Here is a 17,435-nt window from a genome sequence, read left to right as displayed (position 1 = left end):
TATGGTTGAGCTTACCCTCCCCCGCGATTCCAAGATCAAACAAGGCAAGCGCTTCAAGGCCGCGAAGAAGACCAAGACGACGCGCACCTACAAGATCTACCGCTTCGATCCCGATTCCGGCGAGAACCCGCGCTGGGATACCTATGAGGTCGACTCGGCCGATCACGGCCCGATGCTGCTGGACAGCCTGATCTACATCAAGAACAATGTCGACTCGACCCTGGCGTTCCGCCGCTCGTGCCGCGAAGGCATCTGCGGCTCCTGCGCCATGAATATCGGCGGCCGTAATACCCTGGCCTGCACCAAGGGTCACGACGAGTTCTCCGGCGATATCACCATTTCGCCCCTGCCGCACATGCCGGTGGTCAAAGACCTGATCCCCGACCTGTCGGGCTTCTACAGCCAGTACGCCTCGATCGAGCCGTGGCTGGAATCGAAGACGCCCGATCCGGAAAAGGAACGCCTGCAGACCCCGGCAAACCGCGACAAGCTCGACGGCCTCTATGAGTGCATCCTGTGCGCCTGCTGCTCGACCTCGTGTCCCAGCTACTGGTGGAACCAGGACAAGTATCTGGGCCCCGCGGCCCTGCTGCAGGCCTATCGCTGGATCGCCGACTCGCGCGATGAAAACACCCAGGCGCGTCTGGAATCGCTGGAAGATCCGTTCAAGCTCTATCGCTGCCACACCATCATGAACTGCGCGCAGGTCTGCCCGAAGGGTCTCAACCCCGCCAAGGCGATCGCCGAAATCAAGAAGATGATGCCCGCGAAGTAATCATGGGGGGAAACGGCGTTTCCCCCCATGTGCCCCCTTCCTATAAGGAAAAAATTTGCTAGAGACGGCTCGTCGCAAATTTTTACTTTTGTTTTCAAGAGCCGAAGCATAGCTTCGGCTTTTCTTTAAAGTGACCCGCATGGCCAAGATCACCTATATCGAACACGACGGCAAAGAACACATCATCGATGTCAAGCCGGGCCAGAGCGTCATGGAAGGCGCGGTCAAGAACAATATCCCCGGTATCGATGCCGATTGCGGCGGCGCCTGCGCCTGCGCCACCTGCCATGTCTATGTCGATGACGCCTGGGCCGACAAGACCGGCAAGGCCTCGGTGATGGAAGAGTCGATGCTCGATTTCGCCAACGACCTGCAACCGACCTCGCGCCTTTCCTGCCAGATCATCGTGTCGGACGCGCTGGATGGCCTGATCGTCCGCATGCCGGAAAATCAACACTAGGCCACGCCCGCACATGACCATCGCCCTGATCTGTATCGCCAAGGATGAGGGACGGTTTATCGCCGAATGGCTGGCACATAATCTGGCACTGGGTTTTGACCGCATCTTCGTCTTCGACAATGAGAGCACGGACGAGACCGCAGCGACCATAACCCGTATCGGCACCGCCTGGCCGGTGGAGCGGATCAGCTGGAAACCAGTCGAGGGCCAGTCTCCGCAAATCACCGCTTATGAATGGGCGCGCATCCATATCGCCCCGCGCTATGACTGGGTCGCATTTTTCGACTGCGACGAGTTCCTGGTCCTCAATACGGACGAGACTATATCGACCTTTCTGGCCCGGTTCGCGCCCGAAGTCGGGGCCATCGGTCTGAACTGGCTGGGTTTCGGCTCATCGGGCCGGCTGAAGAGCGATTATGACCTGGTCATCGATGCTTTCACCCGCGGCGGTTACGCCCATTCACGCAATAATCGCCATATCAAGACCATTGTTCGATCGGCGAACCTTGCAGAGATGACCGTTCATGCCGCGATTCTGAAATCCGGCTGCTATGTCCACGCCGACGGACACCCCCTGGCCATGACCGAAGCGCTCGGTCTTTCCGACGATATTCACCACAACATCGCGCACCTGAATCATTACCAGGTCAAATCCCGCGAGGACTTCGACCGCAAGATCGCGCGGGGGCGTGCGTCGCTGATGCCTCAGGATCCGCGTCGTGTGCGCACACCCGCCGAAGCCGAGCAGATGTTCAAATGGCTGGATCACAACGAGGTCGAATACAACCAGATTGCTCGTCATCGCGCGGCGTTCGATGCCGTATTTGCCAATCTGTTCAGACCCATACCCTTCTGGCGCAAGTTATGGGCGCACCGCCCCTGGTAACCGCGAAAAAAGGTTTTGCGGAAAACACATAGCTGGCTACAACCGGTCCTCTTTGCATGTCTGAACGGACCCCGGCATGACCCTGTCCGAAGGCCTCAAGGCCCTCTATCCCCGCCCCATGGCCGTCAGTCACGGTGAACGTCTGCGCGGCGCGCTCGGCGGTGCCATCGGTATTTTCGTTACCGGTCTGATCTGCCTCAGCCTGTCGCGCCTGCTGGGTCTGTCGCCCTGGCTGGTGGCACCGCTGGGCGCCAGCGCCGTGCTCGTCTTCGCTGTGCCGGCCAGTCCGCTGGCGCAACCCTGGTCGGTAGTCGGCGGCAATACGATTTCGGCCATCTGCGGCCTTCTGACCTGTAACCTGATCCCCGATCCGCTGATCGCCGCCAGCCTTGCCGTGGGCATCGCCATCGGCACCATGTTCGCCCTGCGCTGCCTGCATCCGCCGGGCGGCGCCATGGCTCTGCTGGTGGTCCTGACCCACACACACGCCCCCCTCTTTGCATTGTTCCCCGCCTTCACAAATTCGTTGCTGCTGGTCGGTATGGGCCTGCTCTACAACAACCTGACGCGCCGCGCCTATCCGCATGTCGCTCCGCCGGCTACGGCCCGCGCTTCCGGCCTGTTGCGCATCACCGAGGCTGACCTGGCCGAAGCTCTGCGCAGCCAGGGCCAGGTGCTCGATATCGCCGTGGCTGATCTGGCGCGCCTGCTGGAACGCAGCGAACTGCATGCCTGGCAGCGCCTTTCCGGCCGGCGCACCTGCGGCGAGGTCATGACCCGGCCTGTCTGGAGCGTGCATTTCGGCACGCACCTCAAGGAGGCCTGGGCGCTGATGAAGACGCATGACATCAAGGCCCTGCCGGTGGTCGATCGACGCCACCGCGTCCACGGCCTGCTGACCCACGCCGATATCCTGTCGGCGGCCGCAGCCTGCGGCGGGCTGGATGCCCTGCTCACCCCCACCGGCACCATTCATTCCGAAAAACCGGAAGTGTGTGGCCAGATCATGAGCGAAACCTTTGCCACCGCAAACCTCAACGATTCTCTGGAGGCGCGCATGGACCTGTTCAGCCAGGGCGACAAACGCCACCTGCTGGTGCTCGATGACGACCGCCGGCTGATCGGCATTATCAGCGCCTCGGATGTGATGCGAACCGTCTATCACGCCGCTTAAGAGAGACATGGGCAGCAAAGCACTTTAGGATTACCGGTCAGTACGGGAGCCCTTCATGATCCGCAAGACCCTGACCATGACCAAGGCCTTCCTCGACAGCGAAGCCGCCGGCGGGCTGATTCTGATGGCCGCAGCCGCCCTGGCGTTGATTGTCGCCAATTCATCGCTCTCCCGCGTCTATTTCGAAAGCCTGCACCACCACATCGGCCCCCTGAGCCTACTGCACTGGATCAATGACGCCCTGATGGCCATCTTCTTCCTGATGGTCGGGCTGGAGATCAAGCGCGAGGCTCTGACCGGTGAGCTTTCGACCTGGCCGAAGCGCGCCCTGCCCGGCCTGGCGGCACTGGGCGGTGTCATCGCCCCAGCGGTCATCTACCAGATGGTCAACCGCGCTTCACCGGATAGCTTGCGCGGCTGGGCGATCCCGACGGCGACCGATATCGCCTTTGCTCTCGGCGTCCTGGCCCTGCTCGGTTCGCGCGTACCGGTGGGCCTGAAAATCTTTCTGACGGCGCTGGCCATCATCGACGATCTCGCCGCCGTCCTGATTATCGCTCTTTTCTACACTACCGGCCTATCCCTGCCGATGCTGGCCGGTGCGGCGGGCTGCCTGCTGGGACTGACCATCCTTAATCGCCTGCACGTGAAGGCCTTGTGGCCGTACCTGCTTGTCGGCGCGGTCCTGTGGGTCTTCGTGTTCCAGTCCGGCATTCACGCCACCCTGGCCGGTGTCGCCCTCGCGCTTTTCATCCCGCTGCATACACATAAAAAAGGCAGCGACGACGATCATGCCTCGCCGCTGGTGCGTCTGGAACATGCCCTGCACAAGCCCGTGGCCTTCCTGATCGTGCCGATCTTCGGTTTCGCCAATGCCGGGGTTTCACTGGCCGGTTTCAGCTCGGAAACCCTACTTCAGCCCGTGCCGCTCGGCGTGGCGCTCGGTCTGTTCCTTGGCAAACAACTGGGCGTTTTCAGCGCTTGCGTCATTGCCATAAAACTGCGCATCGCCGCCCTGCCGGCGGGGACAAGCTGGGCGCAACTCTATGCCCTGTCGATCCTGACCGGCATCGGCTTCACCATGAGTCTGTTTATCGGCCTGCTGGCTTTTCCGACTCATCCGGAGATTCAGGATGTGGTCAAGATCGGCGTACTGGCCGGTTCGGTTCTGGCCGGCGTGATCGGCTATTTTGTGCTGGGACGGCTGCTTTCGTCGCGCACATCCGAGTCTTGACTCTTCTCGCCCCGCAAGATGCGCTCCTGCCGGACAAAGCCCTGGGACAGGCTGTGATACAACGGACGCGGACACACCAGCTTGGAGACCCCGTAAGCCAGCAGGCTGGTCGCCATCAGCGGGATGACCATGTCATGGTCATTGGTCATTTCCAGCACGATGACAAATGAGGTCAGGGGCGACTGCACCACGCCGGAGAAATAACCGACCATGCCGAGCAGGGCCATGGTCACTACCGGCACCATGGGCACGAACATCTGCATGTCAGCGCCCAGACCGGCGCCGGCCGCCAGCGAAGGGGCGAACAGACCGCCCGGAATGCCGCTGACGCAAGAGAGCAGCGTCCCCAGGACCTTGAGCGGGCCGTAGCCATGCGGGATATGCCCGCCACCGGTCAGCAGCGACTTGGCTTCCGTATAACCCGTGCCGAAGATCGTGCCGCCGGTCGTAACCCCGATGATCGCCACCAGCAGACCGCACAGCCCGGCGAACATCACCGGCCGCTTCGCCAGGGCCCCACCGAAAACACTACCGAGACGCCGGGTGCCGAAGACCAGAGCCCGGCTGAACCCGCCACCGATCAGACCACCACCGATGCCGCAGACCAGCACGGCCACGGCGTCCTGCCAGCCCATGATATGCGTGGTGTTGCGGCCGAAGTAGGTATAATCCCCCAGGAGACCGAGCGAAGCGATCCCCGCCAGCATGACGGTGAAGATCACTGTGCCGGAGGTGCGCTGTTCGAAGCTTTTCCCCAGTTCCTCGATGGCGAAAACGATACCGGCCAGGGGTGTATTGAAGGCCGCCGCCACGCCCGCCGCGCCGCCGGCCAGCAACAGGGCCGATTCATTGCCGATCCGCCCCACCTTTCCCGCTACCCGCATAAGCGAAGCGCCAATCTGCACGGTCGGTCCCTCGCGTCCGATCGAAGCGCCGCACAACAGACCGAAGAACAGCAGCAGGGTCTTTCCGATGACGATGCGCAGCGAAACCAGGCGGTCCAGCGCATTGGGGTGATGACGGACGATCTCGCTGGCGGCAATCACCTGTGGAATGCCGGACCCTTGCGTGCCGCCGAACCAACGGCGGGCCGTGAAGGCGGACAGGGCAAAGCCCAGCGGCGTCAGGATCAGCGGCAGCCAGCGATAATGCTCACGACCTATACGAAAAGCTTCCAGCGCCTTGTCGCAAATCATGGCCACGAACACGGCCACGACGCCGACCAATAATCCGCCGCCCCAGAACACCACCTGCGAACGCCAGTGACCCAGGGTCTTCCAGCGGGAAATAAGGGGGCGGAGGCGGCGCAGATCCTTGGCCATGAAAAACTCTCAGGAAACAGGACGGTTCTGATCCTATCGTCCTTTTTAGTCTGTCGGATCAACCCCGCCGGGCCTCACTTCACGTTGCAGAGTGTTAGGCCGGGCTTAGGCGACGTCCACCACCGAGGCGTCGTCGCTATGGTCCGCGTCATCGGCGTGGGTCGGTTCCACCAGTTCCAGTTTCGGCGCGGCCGGCGCATCGTCCTTTCCGGCCTCGCTTTGGCCGGGCAGATGAATCTTGAAGCTGGCGCCTTCATTGGGCTCGGATTCCAGCGTGATCCAGCCGTCATGCAATTCGACCAGCGCCTTGACCAGAGCCAAGCCGAGACCGGGCCCGCCGCGTTCGCGGCCGATATAACGATCGAAGATATGCGCCTGCACATGGTAGGGAATGCCGCGGCCGCTATAGGCCACTTCCAGAACCAGATTATCTTGGTCCTTCTGTGCGTGCAGCTTCACCGCGCTGCCGGCGCTGGCATTGCGGATGGCATTGCCCAGCAGATGTTCGAGGCATTGCGCCAGGCGCTTGGCATCCACGCGGATCAGGCCGGTCTCGACCACGCCGTCATAATCGAAGCTGACCCCGCGCGCCTTGAAGGTATCGGACAGGCGCAGGCCAACCTCGGCCACGACATCGAGCAAACGTACATCGGCGCGGTGGATCGACATTTCACCGGCATCGATCTGCGCCATGTCGAGCACATCGTCGATTGAGCGCGCCAGTTCCTGAGCCGCGCTCTGGATGGAATCGAGATAGGCCTTCTGTTTCGGATTGTCGTTTGTCTGGGCCTGCAGCAGATCGGCATAGCCGACAATCGTGGTCAGAGGCGTGCGCAGTTCGTAGCTCACATTGGCGACGAAATCGCGCTTCAGCCGCACCGACTCATTCAGCGCCTCGTCGCGCGCGTCGATGGCTTTTTCCAATTGCCGCGTGGCGGTGATGTCCGAGAAGGCGACCAGGGTGGCGCCATCGGGCAGAGGCTGGGTGCGCCATTGCGCCAGACGACCATCGGAAATCTTCACCTCGCCCAGTTGCGGCGCACGGGCCAGCGGATCGGTATCGGTGACGCGCGCCTTCAGCTCGGTCCAGAAGCCGCGATCATGCACCAGAGGCAGACACAGCTCGGCGATCTGGCTGAAATCCATCACGGCCGCCACATCATCCGGCTGAATATTCCAGAAGCGGTCAAAGGCCTGGTTGCGCAGGCGCAGGCGGCCATCCGAGCCATAGACCGACACGGCGTCGTTCAACTGGTCAAGCGTCGATTTCTGCACCTGAATCAGAGCATTGAACTGCGCCTTCAGCTTCAGCTCGCCGGTCTTGTCAGAGAACAGGATCAGCAGGCCGCCGAGTGGATGCGGTTGACGCACGACGCGCAGGGAACGGCCATCGGGCAGGCTCCACATCTCGTCATCCGAAGTATGGGTCAGGCTGAACGCCTCGCTTTCGCGCGCCTTGAAACCGCTATAGTCGGAAGTTTCCGGCAGGCGGCGCTTCTGGCGCAGGCGATCAAGCCATTCGCCATGGGTGGGGCGTTCGGCCAGCCAGGCCGGCTCCAGCTCCCAGAGGGTTTCGAAGGCGCGGTTGTGGAACATCAGCTGCTTTTCCGGCCCGAAGATCGCCACGGCGTCTTCCAGCGCGTCGAGCGTTTCGTCATGCGCCTTGGCATGGCGCTTCAGGGCTTCGCGGCTGTCCTCGGCCTCGGTGACATCGACCGCATAGGCGCACACATAGGCGTCGTTCAGCGGCTCAGCGATGATCTGGAAAGCGCGCCTCTGGCCACCGACGGTCAGCCAGCGGAAGCCTTCGCGACGCATGTGCTGATCCATCGCCTCCATGACGAGGCTGTCGGCATTGCGATCAAAGGACAGATCCTTCTTGATCGCCTCTTCGAGGTTCGTTACTTCCACCGCCTTGAGCCAGGCGGTATTGGCCCAGACGATGCGGCCGTCGCGGGCACAGATCCAGCATGGCGCCGGCAGACGCTCGGCCATCTGCGCGAAGGGGCCTGAGGAGAGCGAAGCCTTGGCGCCCGCAATGGCCAGACGTATCCAGGCGGTGGCGCCGGAAGCCTTGCCTTCGACGATCAGGGTCAGGCCGGAGGGCGGATTGCCACTCAGGGCCTGCGGGGTTTCGGCGAAAATTTCGAAGCGGCAGGCCTTGCCTTCGCTGATCAGGGCCTTGAGGCCTTCAGCGGCCTCGGCCGAGGTATCGCCCAGAGCCTGCATGACCTGCGGTGCGATGGCAGAAGTGTCGGTGATTTTCAGGCCCAGCGCCTCGGCGCAATGGCGCAAGGTATCCTCGCCCCAGACCAGGCGTACGACATCGCCTTCGACGGCTAGAAAGGCTTCATCGAAGGCCGTGGTGGCGGCGTCCAGCTCACGCAGCATGCCCGACTTGGCGGTCAGGTCGGCAGACAGTTCATCGCGGACCTTGGTGAAACGCAGGCGATTGCGCAGAGCCAGCCATGTGGTGGACAGGGCCAGGGCCAATCCGCCAGCGGCGGCGGTATAGGCGATAGAGGCAATAGCCATCAGGGCATCCATACGAATCACTGTTCCCGATACTATAGAGCAAGATGATTCGCCTGTAAAAAGCAGGGTTTTCGATCGATCACGATCTCGCCAGCGCAGCAAAATTCGGCTTTACGCGCGCGCTGAAATCGGCAAACACTCACCCTGCCCATGTTTTCGGAGTCAGAATGACCAAGCCCGCGCCCCGCGCCCTGCTGATGCGCCGCGATGTCCTGACAGGCATCGGCACCGGCCTCGCTGGCGGTGCACTGACCCTGTGGGCCGGTTTGTCGCTTCTGCCGAAGACAGACGTTCACATTCCCAGGCCTTCGGCGCCGGTCGCCGAGCCGGCAGCGCCACCACCCCCACCGCCCCTGCTGAACTGGCCCTCGCTCGATACCCTGGCCGGCAGCATGATCGAGCGTCACGTCACCCCAGGCCTGTCCTTAAGCGTCATGAAGGCCGGGGTCATGCTCTATTCGGCGGGTTTCGGCAATGCGCAGCTGGCGCCGAAACAGACGGTCGACACCAGGACCGGCTTCCGTATCGCTTCGATCAGCAAGCAGTTCACCGCCGCCGCCATTCTCCTTTTGATGGAAGACGGCAAGCTGCGGCTCGACGATCCGCTGGCGCGTTTCCTTCCGGATTTCCCGCGTGCCGATCTCATGACCCTGCGCGAGATGCTCAGCCATACCTCGGGTCTCGATGATTATCTAAGCGGCCGCCACGCCGAGATGCTCACCACCGCGCAAACCCATGACTATACGCAACAGGGCCTGATAGAGGCGATCAAGAGTGCCGATCCCCTGTTCCGCTGCCCGCCGGGCATGAAATGGGTCTACAGTAATACCGGCTTTGCCTTGCTCGGCATCGTGATCGAACGCTTGAGCGGCCTGCCGCTCGCCCAATTCTGCCGCCAGCGCCTGTTCGGCCCCGCCGGCATGACGCGCACCGCCATCGACCAGCTCAATATCGGCGATCCGGATATCTGCGAAGGCCATCGCGCCAATCGCTCCCTGCGCGATGGTTTCGGACAGGTGTGGCCGGTCTCGGCCAGCTTCGCCGGCGGTTCCGGCGGCCTGCGCTCAACCTCGGCCGATCTCTGCCGCTGGCATTCGGCCCTGATGACCGGCAAGATTTTGAAGACCACCAGTCTGGCCGAAATGCTGACCCCCGTGCGGCTGAAGGATGGCGCCTTTGCCATGGATCGCGAAAACACCCGCTCACCGGGTTACGGTCTGGGAATGCGGCTGGGCTTTATCGGCGGCCAGCCCTTCTTCACGCACAGCGGCCGCATCAACGGCTTTACCGGCCAGCTGTTGAGCCTGCCCTTCGAACAACTCACCGTGGCCATGCTCTATAACTGCGACGGCGCCAATGACGGCGGCTTTTACCCTACCCATGCCGTCCTGCGCGAAGAGGCTGTCAGGTTGGGGCTGAAGGCTTAATCCAGCAAAAGACCACCGTGTTCAAACAACAGTCCTTAACACAACTCATCGAGCATTATCTTGACTACATCCAATCGTCAAAACGTATAGGCGAGGATACCCATGTCAAGGCATCATCCTTGATACAGATTCTCGATGCGCTGGCTGTTCGCACGCATGAACAGTCGGTTATTTTTGCCGGTTCTGAGGAGGAAGATGAATCTCGGCTGAACTATCAGGACACATATAAAATCCTGACACAGCACTTTCCCGATTACAGCGATTACAGTACCGTTCTCGACATCAACAATCCGGCTAAGACCGATAATCTGGCCGCTGGTGATCCGCTGGACGACTTGGCTGACATAGCGGTCGATCTCTCAGAAGTTCTGAGTATAGCCAAAAAATATGGAGAGGCCGCAGGCCAATACGCGTTCGTGGATAGCTACCGCATCCATTGGGGATATCACTTAAGGCAATTGCAGATGTATTTGCATTGCCAATTGACCGGCTTTTGAGCGCTACAGAAAGCTATAGGGGTCGATATCGACCACAAGGCGGATGGCGTTGGGCCGTTTGATCGCCGCCAGCCAGTGACTGACAAAGGCCTGAAGGTCGCGATTACGGTCCGCCCGCACCAGGAACCGTTTGCGCCACTGTCCGCGCACCAGGGCCAGAGGGGCATCCGCCGGGCCATAGACATCGACACCTTCGGTATTGGGAATAAACAGCGCCAGTTCGCGCGAAAATTTATTGAGCAGGTTCTGATCCTTACCCGTCAGGATCAGCGCGGCCAGCCGGCCATAGGGCGGGAATTTCGCCACCTCGCGCGCCATCGATTCATAGGCATAGAAGGCATCGCGATCCTGATGCTGAAGCGCCTGCATGACCGGATGTTCCGGTGTATAGGTTTGCAGCACGGCCCGGCCCGGCTTGAGCTTGCGCCCCGCCCGACCGGTGGCCTGCGCCAGAAGCTGGAATGTGCGCTCCGCCGCGCGCAGATCGCCGCCCCTCAGGCCCAGATCGGCATCGACAATCCCCACAAGCGTCAGGTTCGGGAAATTGTGCCCCTTGGCGGCGGCCTGGGTGGCGATGACGATATCGACCTCGCCGTCCTCGATCCGTTTGATCAGGGCCGCCGAAGAGGCCGCGTCCGGTGTGGTATCGGAACTGAACACTTCTGCCCGCGCCTCCGGAAAACGGCTATGCACCTCCTCCAGAATACGCTCCACCCCCGGCCCGACCGAAATCAGACTGTCCTGCGCGCCGCAGTGCGGGCAAGTCTTGGGCTTGCGCATCGAAAAGCCGGTCAGGTGACAAACCAGCCGCCCGGACGCCCGATGCTCGACCAGCCAGGAATCGGTCTTGGGCGAGGTCATCTTCTCGCCGCACGCCTTGCACAGCACCAGAGGCGCATAGCCGCGGCGATTGAGGAACAGCAGGGTTTGCTCCCTCCGTTTCAGAGTCGCCAATATCTCCCCGACCAGCGGATCGCTAAGCCAGCGGGTTTCGCCATTCTGCCCCTTTTCCGGCGGGTGCTGCTTCATATCGATCAGCGAAATATCCGGCAGGACCGCCGTGCCATGGCGTTGCTCCAACCTGACCCAGGCATAGCGGCCCTTTTCGGCATTGGTCAGGCTTTCGAGCGATGGCGTGGCCGAGGCGAGAATGATCATGGCGCCATCCAGCCGTGCCCGAAAGACCGCCAGATCACGAGCATGATAACGCGCGCCTTCCTCCTGCTTGTAGGAACCGTCGTGCTCTTCATCGACCACGATCAGACCCAGCCGCCGATAGGGCAGGAACAGGGCCGAACGCGCCCCCACCACAAGCCGCACCTTGCCCGAGGCCACGCCTTCCCAGATCCGGCGGCGGCTCGAATTGGTGATATTGGCGTGCCATTGCGCCACCTCGACGCCGAACCGCGCTTCCAGCCGTCCCAGCACGGCCTGGGTCAGGGCGATTTCCGGCAGCAGGATCAGCACCTGCGCCTCCGGATCGGCGCGCAGGATATCGGCCACCGATTCGAGATAGACCTCGGTCTTGCCGGAACCTGTCACGCCATCGAGCAGGATCGGCGCGAAAGCTCCCTTCGCCTGCTCCATTTGCAGCAACTGATGCGCCGCCGCCTGGCTGTCGTTCAGCCGGGCCGGCGCGAAATCCGGATCGGGCTGCGGGTAGTTTTCCTCGCGTGCCAGATCAACCTTCTGCAACACGCCTTCTTTTTCCAGCGCGGAGACCACGCCGGTCGAGACGCCCGCCGCCATGGCCAGATCGGCGGCGCTCATCGGCACCAGCGCCGTATCCATGACCGCCTGCCGGGCCTTCGTTATGCGACCTGGCTGGGCGCCTGTCAGAACATACCCCTGCTTCGGCGCCGGACGCGGGATCTTCAGCGCCCGGATGCAGCCATTGAGGAAAACGCCCGGCGGGGTCAGGGTCCAGCCCGCCGCCCACAGCCAGAAATTCAGGCTCGCCTCGGGCACGATCGGATCATCCAGCTTCGCGATCACCGCCTTGATGCGCGACAGGTCCTCATCCGCCTCCGGCGTCTCGAACCCGATCACCAGCCCGCGCACCTTGGCATGGCCGAGCGGCACGATGACGTGTTCGCCCGCTGCCAGGTCCATACCCGCCGGCACGGCATAGTCCAGCGCCTCGGCCATCGGCGCGAGCACAATGACCTTGGCAATCCGGGTAATGGATTCGCGATTTTGGAACAGATCGCGGGCGGCGAGACTCATGATCTAGCTTCTAACACGAAATCCCCGGCTTTGTCATAGCCGGAAGCGGAAACCGCTTCACAGACGTCGCAAGCCCCTCTAAGGTGCCGGACATGAGCACCGAAGGCGGCACAACCTCTCTTGATCTCGATAACTGGCAGGCCCTGCGCCGCCACCTGATCGAACACGCGGATGATATCAAAAGAGACACGGCCCTGCTCGAAGCACTTGGCCTGCAGAGCCGCTCGAAACATCTGATCGATTTCGGCCCGGCCGCCTTGGCGCGTCTGGAAGCCCGCGCGCTCAAGGATTTCGATATCCGCCGTCAGCTCGAAATGACCGCCCGGGCCAATTTCGACGCCCAGAGCCAGACTCACGGCCTGATCCTCAGCCTCATGGAAGCGCGCAATCATTCCGATCTTGCCCGCCGCCTCAATGAGGAAGCGCGCAACCGTTTCGGCCTGGTCGCCGCCACCATCGCGCTGGAAGATACCGGCGCCGTGCCGCTCGGCTGGAAGACGCTCGACTACGGCGGCGTGGACTACATCATCGGCGAGACGGGTCTGAGCCTGCTCGGCCCGGATGCCGTTTGCCGCGTGCTGTTCGATGATGAGGTCAAGCGCGTCAAGTCGGCGGCCGTGCTGCGCATCGCCCTGTGGCGCGAGGGCCGCCCCGGCCTCGTTGCTTTCGGCTCGAACGATTTTGACGGCTTCTCGCCGGATATGGGCGCCGAACTGGTCGCCTTCGTCGCCCGTGTCATCGAACGCGTGGCCGAACGCTGGCCAGTCCTGAGCTAGTTTTTACGGCGCTTTTCTCCGCCCGACAATCGCGCTTAAGAATTCCTTATGACTTGACCTTAAAATGGTCCACATGTGTTATTATATCTGTCATCTGAGGATGCGCCCCTGCGCCACTGAGGCTTCCTTCCCTGCCACGCCAAGGTTTGGCGCCCCCCTGGGGTCCGGCATGGAGCAAGCCCTCTCACCACTCCTGCCCTTCCGCAAGGACGGGGAGGGAGGCCGCCCCGGCGCAGGGGGGCATTACTCGTGATTTCCCTGTTCGACGCCCAGATTGCCTGGATCAGCTGGCTCAAGGACCAGAAGCGCTGCTCGCCGCGCACACTGGAGGCCTATGCCCATGCCCTGCGCTATTACCTCGATCACCTCGGCAAGTCTGTCTCCCATGACCTGACCCTGGAGGATGTGGTGGCGGTGTCTTCCGACGATATCCGCGGCTGGATGGCGCATCTGCGCGCCAAGGACAATCCGTTGTCCGCGCGCTCCCTGGCCCAGCATCTGTCGGCCATCAAGTCGTTTCACAGCTTTCTGGATCTGCATTTCGACAGGCCCAACGCCCAGGTGGCGCTGATGCGCGGCCCGCGCCTGAAGGCCACCCTGCCGCGTCCGCTCAATATCGACCAGATGCAGGGCCTGCTGACCGAAACCCAGATGGATGGCGGTTATGATTCTGGCCGGGACGACTGGGAAAACGCCCGCGACGAAGCCGTCTACATGCTGCTTTACGGCCTGGGCCTGCGTATTTCCGAAGCGCTCTCTCTGCAGGTGAAAGACGCGCCGCTGGGAGACACCCTGCGCATTATCGGCAAGGGCAACAAGATGCGCGCCTTGCCGGTTCTGGCCGCCGTGCGTGAGGCCATAGAGGCCTATCGCCGGCAACAGCCTTTTGCGCTCCAGCCGGAAGACAGGCTGTTTCGCGCCAAACGCGGCGGTAGACTGTCGCCCCGTCATGTCCAGGCCAGCCTCCAGCATCTGCGCTCCCGGCTCGGCCTTTCGGATCGCGCCACGCCGCACGCCTTGCGCCACTCCTTCGCCACCCACCTGCTGGGCTCCGGCGCCGACCTGCGCTCTATCCAGGAACTGCTTGGCCACGTTTCGCTGTCCACCACCCAGAAATACACCCAGGTCGATACAGAGCGCCTGCTCAGCGCCTATGCCGCGGCTCACCCCAAAGGATAGACGGGCAAAGGGATAGACGGGCCCAAGGATAGGCCAGCAAAGGGGTGATCTTGCGTGAACGCTGACATGGGTCTAGACTCTCGCGAAATCGGGGCTTTTTTGTAATCATGTCAACCATCTATGATGTCGCCGAACTGGCTGGCGTTTCGGCGAAAACCGTTTCGCGCGTGGTCAATGAAGACAAGGCGGTCAAGACTAGCACGCGCGAAAAGGTGCTGGCGGCAATGGCTGAGCTGGATTATCGCCCCAATGCCCAGGCGCGCCAGTTGCGCATGGGCAGCAAGACCTCCATCGGCCTGCTGCTCGAAGATCCGACCAGCGGCTATCAGGGCCGCTTTCATCACGCCATGCTCAGCGCCTGCATGGAGTCGCGCCGCTATCTGGCGGTCGAGCTCTATGAAGCTGGCCTGGCCGACTGGCAGGCCTATCTCGACCGCTTCATCACCGATGCCGGTATTCGGGATATGATCCTGCTGCCGACCTTGTGCGATTTCGGGCCGCTCAAAAGTTTCCTGAAAAGCCGGAATATCAACTGCATCCTGATCTCGCCTTCCACACCGGACAGCCATTATGCCTCGGTGGCCATGGACGACCGGCTGGCGGCGCGCGATATTGTCGAATATCTGTTCAGCCTCGGCCACACCCGGATCGCCCATATCGGCGGCCATCCGGACCATGCCGCCTCGATCCTGCGTCGCAACGGCTTCTATGAGGCCTATGATGCCGCCGGTCTGTCGCGCCCGCCCGCCGACTATATGGAACAGGGCACCTTCCTTTTCAAATCCGGGTTTGAAGCCGCCGAGCGCCTGCTGGCCCTGCCCGAGCGCCCCACGGCCATTTTCGCCGGCAATGATGAAATGGCCGCCGCCACCTGCTCGGTGGCGCACAAGGCCGGCCTGCGCATCCCGGAAGACCTTTCCGTAATCGGGTTTGACGATGCGCCGATCTCATCCTCCGTCTGGCCGGCCCTGACCACGGTGCGCCAACCCTATCTGGAAATGGCCCGACGCAGCATCGAGATTCTCGATGCCGCCGGAGACACCGTTACCGCCAGCGACCGGCAGGTGCGCCATATCATCCCGCATGAACTGATCGTGCGTGAAACCACGGCAAGGCTTTAGGCCTTACGGGTTATCAGCGTCTTCTGCGGTTGCCGCTCGACAAAGCCATCGCGATAGACCGCGTCCACCAGTTCGCGGTGACCGATCAGGTCCTTCGAGGCCTGCTCGCCAAAGGCGATAATCCGGGCGAACAGCTGGTTGGCAAGGTCATGGCTGTACAGCGAAGACCGCGCCGCCTCGTAATCCGTCTCGAAGTTCATGCCATAGAGAATATACTGGTAGCTGAAATAGGCGAAGCTCTCATGGTCGAGCACGAAGTCGAAACGCGAGGGCGGGCGGAACTTCCACAGGGACAGCAGGTCACGCAGATGGGCCGGAATAGTCTCCGGTCTGGTGTTATCCACCCAAAAGGGCTCTGGCCGTTTGCTGAGGCAGTAATGCAGTTTGATAAAGCCAATGATCGTATCATACCGCCGGGTCATCAGGTCATTGAAGGTGGCCGCCGAGGCATCAATCGGACCGCTGAACGGGAAGAATTCGACGATCTTGTTGACGGCGGATTCGATCAGCACCATGCCGGTCGATTCCAGCGGTTCCAGGAAGCCGGCGGACAGGCCGACCGCGATACAGTTCTTAACCCACTGCTGCTCACGATAACCGGCGGTAAAGCTGATACGGCGCGGCGTGATCTCTGCCTTGCTTGTGCGGCCGATATATTCGCGCAAGACTGCTTCGGCGCGGTCGTCAGTCGTGTAGTCCGATGAATAGACATAGCCGATGCCGCGCCGGTCGCTGAGCGCGATATCCCAGGTCCAGCCGGCTTCATGGGCCGAAGACACTGTGTAGCTCTCCAGATGGCAGCCCGCTTTGTCGTAAGGCACCTGAGCCGTAACGGCACGGTCAGTGAAGAGAATGTCGCGTATCGGCTTGAAAGGCGCCTTGAGCGCCTTGCCGATCAGTTCGGCGCGGAAGCCGGTGCAATCGATATAGAGCGCGGCCTTCAGATCGTCATGCTCGACCGTCGAAATACGGTCGATGGCGCCATCCGCTGCCAGGGTCACGTCGGTCAGATTGCCCGACAGGTGATTGACCCCCAACCCCTTGGCAAACTTAGCCAGAACGCCGGCGAACCGATGCGCATCGAAATGATAGGCATAGTTCAGCGGCCCCTGGTAATGCCCCTGGTGAATAGCCTTGGGCGCCAGGGCGGCATCGGCCACTTTTTTCTGGAAGGTGACGGCCTGAGCGAAAGGTGGCCGCGTCTGCTTGTCCTGCAGCAACCAGTAAGGCAGCAGGTTCAGTTCCTCACGCGACCAGTAGGGCGGCTCGAAAGGGTGAAAATAATGGCTGTGTTTCAGGTCACCCTTTTCATCAGGTTGCGGCGCCACTTCCCAGTCATCGAAACGGATGCCCTGCTTGAAGGTGGCATGGCTTTCACGCATGAATTCCGCTTCGTCGATACCGAGCGAGCGCAGAATGTTGCGGATAGTCGGAAAGGTACCTTCCCCCACGCCGATAATGCCGATATCCGGAGATTCCAGCACGGTGATCCTGGGACCGCCGCTGCGATCGGCGCCGAGATGCTTGGCGAGATAGGCTGCCGTCATCCATCCCGCCGCGCCCCCGCCGACGATCAGTATATCCCGCTGATCAGGGCGCGAACCCGATGGCGCGCTGCTGGCCGTGGCTTCATTCATGATGACTGGTCTTCCGCCGCTTGTTTCGTTTTGGCGCCTCTTGTTCTTATTCGAGGGCGCCGCCTCAATATGAGCCATTTTCATATGTCTTTTCAAGGCCTATCCCTGCTCAACCTGTCTCCTGCGTCTTCTCTTTCAGCTAACCGCCTGTTTAACTGAGCCTGACATGTATTTCGATGTTGATGT

Annotated in this window: 14 protein-coding genes; 10 read left to right on the top strand and 4 right to left on the bottom strand. The window is 61.6% G+C overall.

All coding sequences use genetic code 11. The features are described from left to right. Position 1 precedes the first annotated feature (1 nt). The 5 genes from QM647_RS05340 (at position 2) to nhaA (ending at position 4,529) form a co-directional block, all read left to right on the top strand. Positions 2 to 775 (top strand): succinate dehydrogenase iron-sulfur subunit, encoded by a 774-nt coding sequence (locus QM647_RS05340; RefSeq protein ID WP_414994437.1) that lies wholly within the window; start codon positions 2 to 4, stop codon positions 773 to 775. A 139-nt stretch (positions 776 to 914) separates the two neighbouring features. After that, positions 915 to 1,235, top strand: coding sequence for a 2Fe-2S iron-sulfur cluster-binding protein (locus QM647_RS05335; RefSeq protein ID WP_414994436.1), 321 nt, complete (start codon positions 915 to 917; stop codon positions 1,233 to 1,235). A 13-nt stretch (positions 1,236 to 1,248) separates the two neighbouring features. Next, positions 1,249 to 2,121, top strand: coding sequence for a glycosyltransferase family 2 protein (locus QM647_RS05330; protein WP_414994435.1), 873 nt, complete (start codon positions 1,249 to 1,251; stop codon positions 2,119 to 2,121). Positions 2,122 to 2,197: 76 nt separating this feature from the next. After that, entirely contained in the window at positions 2,198 to 3,295 is a 1,098-nt protein-coding gene (locus tag QM647_RS05325) for an HPP family protein (protein ID WP_414994434.1), read from the top strand. A 55-nt stretch (positions 3,296 to 3,350) separates the two neighbouring features. Then, the gene (gene nhaA, locus QM647_RS05320) at positions 3,351 to 4,529 is read left to right on the top strand and encodes a Na+/H+ antiporter NhaA (protein WP_414994433.1); all 1,179 of its coding nucleotides are present in this window, start codon (positions 3,351 to 3,353) and stop codon (positions 4,527 to 4,529) included. Here nhaA and QM647_RS05315 read toward each other — a convergent pair. Together QM647_RS05315 and QM647_RS05310 are read right to left on the bottom strand one after the other, a co-directional pair. After that, the gene (locus tag QM647_RS05315; protein ID WP_414994432.1) at positions 4,481 to 5,851 is read right to left on the bottom strand and encodes a chloride channel protein; all 1,371 of its coding nucleotides are present in this window, start codon (positions 5,849 to 5,851) and stop codon (positions 4,481 to 4,483) included. The genes nhaA and QM647_RS05315 overlap by 49 nt on opposite strands. 105 nt (positions 5,852 to 5,956) lie before the next feature. Then, positions 5,957 to 8,386, bottom strand: a complete 2,430-nt coding sequence (locus tag QM647_RS05310; RefSeq protein WP_414994431.1) for an ATP-binding protein — start codon at positions 8,384 to 8,386, stop codon at positions 5,957 to 5,959. 167 nt (positions 8,387 to 8,553) lie between these two features. Here QM647_RS05310 and QM647_RS05305 point away from each other — a divergent pair, with 167 nt between their 5' ends. Next, positions 8,554 to 9,813, top strand: a complete 1,260-nt coding sequence (locus QM647_RS05305) for a serine hydrolase domain-containing protein (RefSeq protein WP_414994430.1) — start codon at positions 8,554 to 8,556, stop codon at positions 9,811 to 9,813. 17 nt (positions 9,814 to 9,830) lie between these two features. Next, positions 9,831 to 10,310, top strand: coding sequence for a hypothetical protein (locus QM647_RS05300; RefSeq protein WP_414994429.1), 480 nt, complete (start codon positions 9,831 to 9,833; stop codon positions 10,308 to 10,310). A gap of 3 nt (positions 10,311 to 10,313) precedes the next feature. Here QM647_RS05300 and QM647_RS05295 read toward each other — a convergent pair whose 3' ends face one another. After that, a complete protein-coding gene (locus QM647_RS05295) occupies positions 10,314 to 12,536 on the bottom strand; it encodes a primosomal protein N' (protein ID WP_414994428.1) in 2,223 nt (740 codons plus the stop codon). A 92-nt stretch (positions 12,537 to 12,628) separates the two neighbouring features. Here QM647_RS05295 and QM647_RS05290 point away from each other — a divergent pair, with 92 nt between their 5' ends. The 3 genes from QM647_RS05290 (at position 12,629) to QM647_RS05280 (ending at position 15,612) form a co-directional block, all read left to right on the top strand. Then, the gene (locus tag QM647_RS05290) at positions 12,629 to 13,312 is read left to right on the top strand and encodes a DUF484 family protein (protein ID WP_414994427.1); all 684 of its coding nucleotides are present in this window, start codon (positions 12,629 to 12,631) and stop codon (positions 13,310 to 13,312) included. A gap of 252 nt (positions 13,313 to 13,564) precedes the next feature. Next, the gene (locus QM647_RS05285) at positions 13,565 to 14,491 is read left to right on the top strand and encodes a tyrosine recombinase XerC (protein WP_414994570.1); all 927 of its coding nucleotides are present in this window, start codon (positions 13,565 to 13,567) and stop codon (positions 14,489 to 14,491) included. Positions 14,492 to 14,598: 107 nt separating this feature from the next. After that, positions 14,599 to 15,612, top strand: a complete 1,014-nt coding sequence (locus tag QM647_RS05280) for a LacI family DNA-binding transcriptional regulator (protein ID WP_414994426.1) — start codon at positions 14,599 to 14,601, stop codon at positions 15,610 to 15,612. Here QM647_RS05280 and QM647_RS05275 read toward each other — a convergent pair. Continuing rightward, entirely contained in the window at positions 15,609 to 17,249 is a 1,641-nt protein-coding gene (locus QM647_RS05275; RefSeq protein ID WP_414994425.1) for a tryptophan halogenase family protein, read from the bottom strand. The genes QM647_RS05280 and QM647_RS05275 overlap by 4 nt on opposite strands. Positions 17,250 to 17,435 lie beyond the last annotated feature (186 nt).

This window comes from Asticcacaulis sp. (assembly GCF_047605585.1).
In the GTDB taxonomy this organism is placed as follows: Bacteria; Pseudomonadota; Alphaproteobacteria; order Caulobacterales; family Caulobacteraceae; genus Asticcacaulis.
This window is presented reverse-complemented; position numbering and strand designations above follow the sequence as displayed.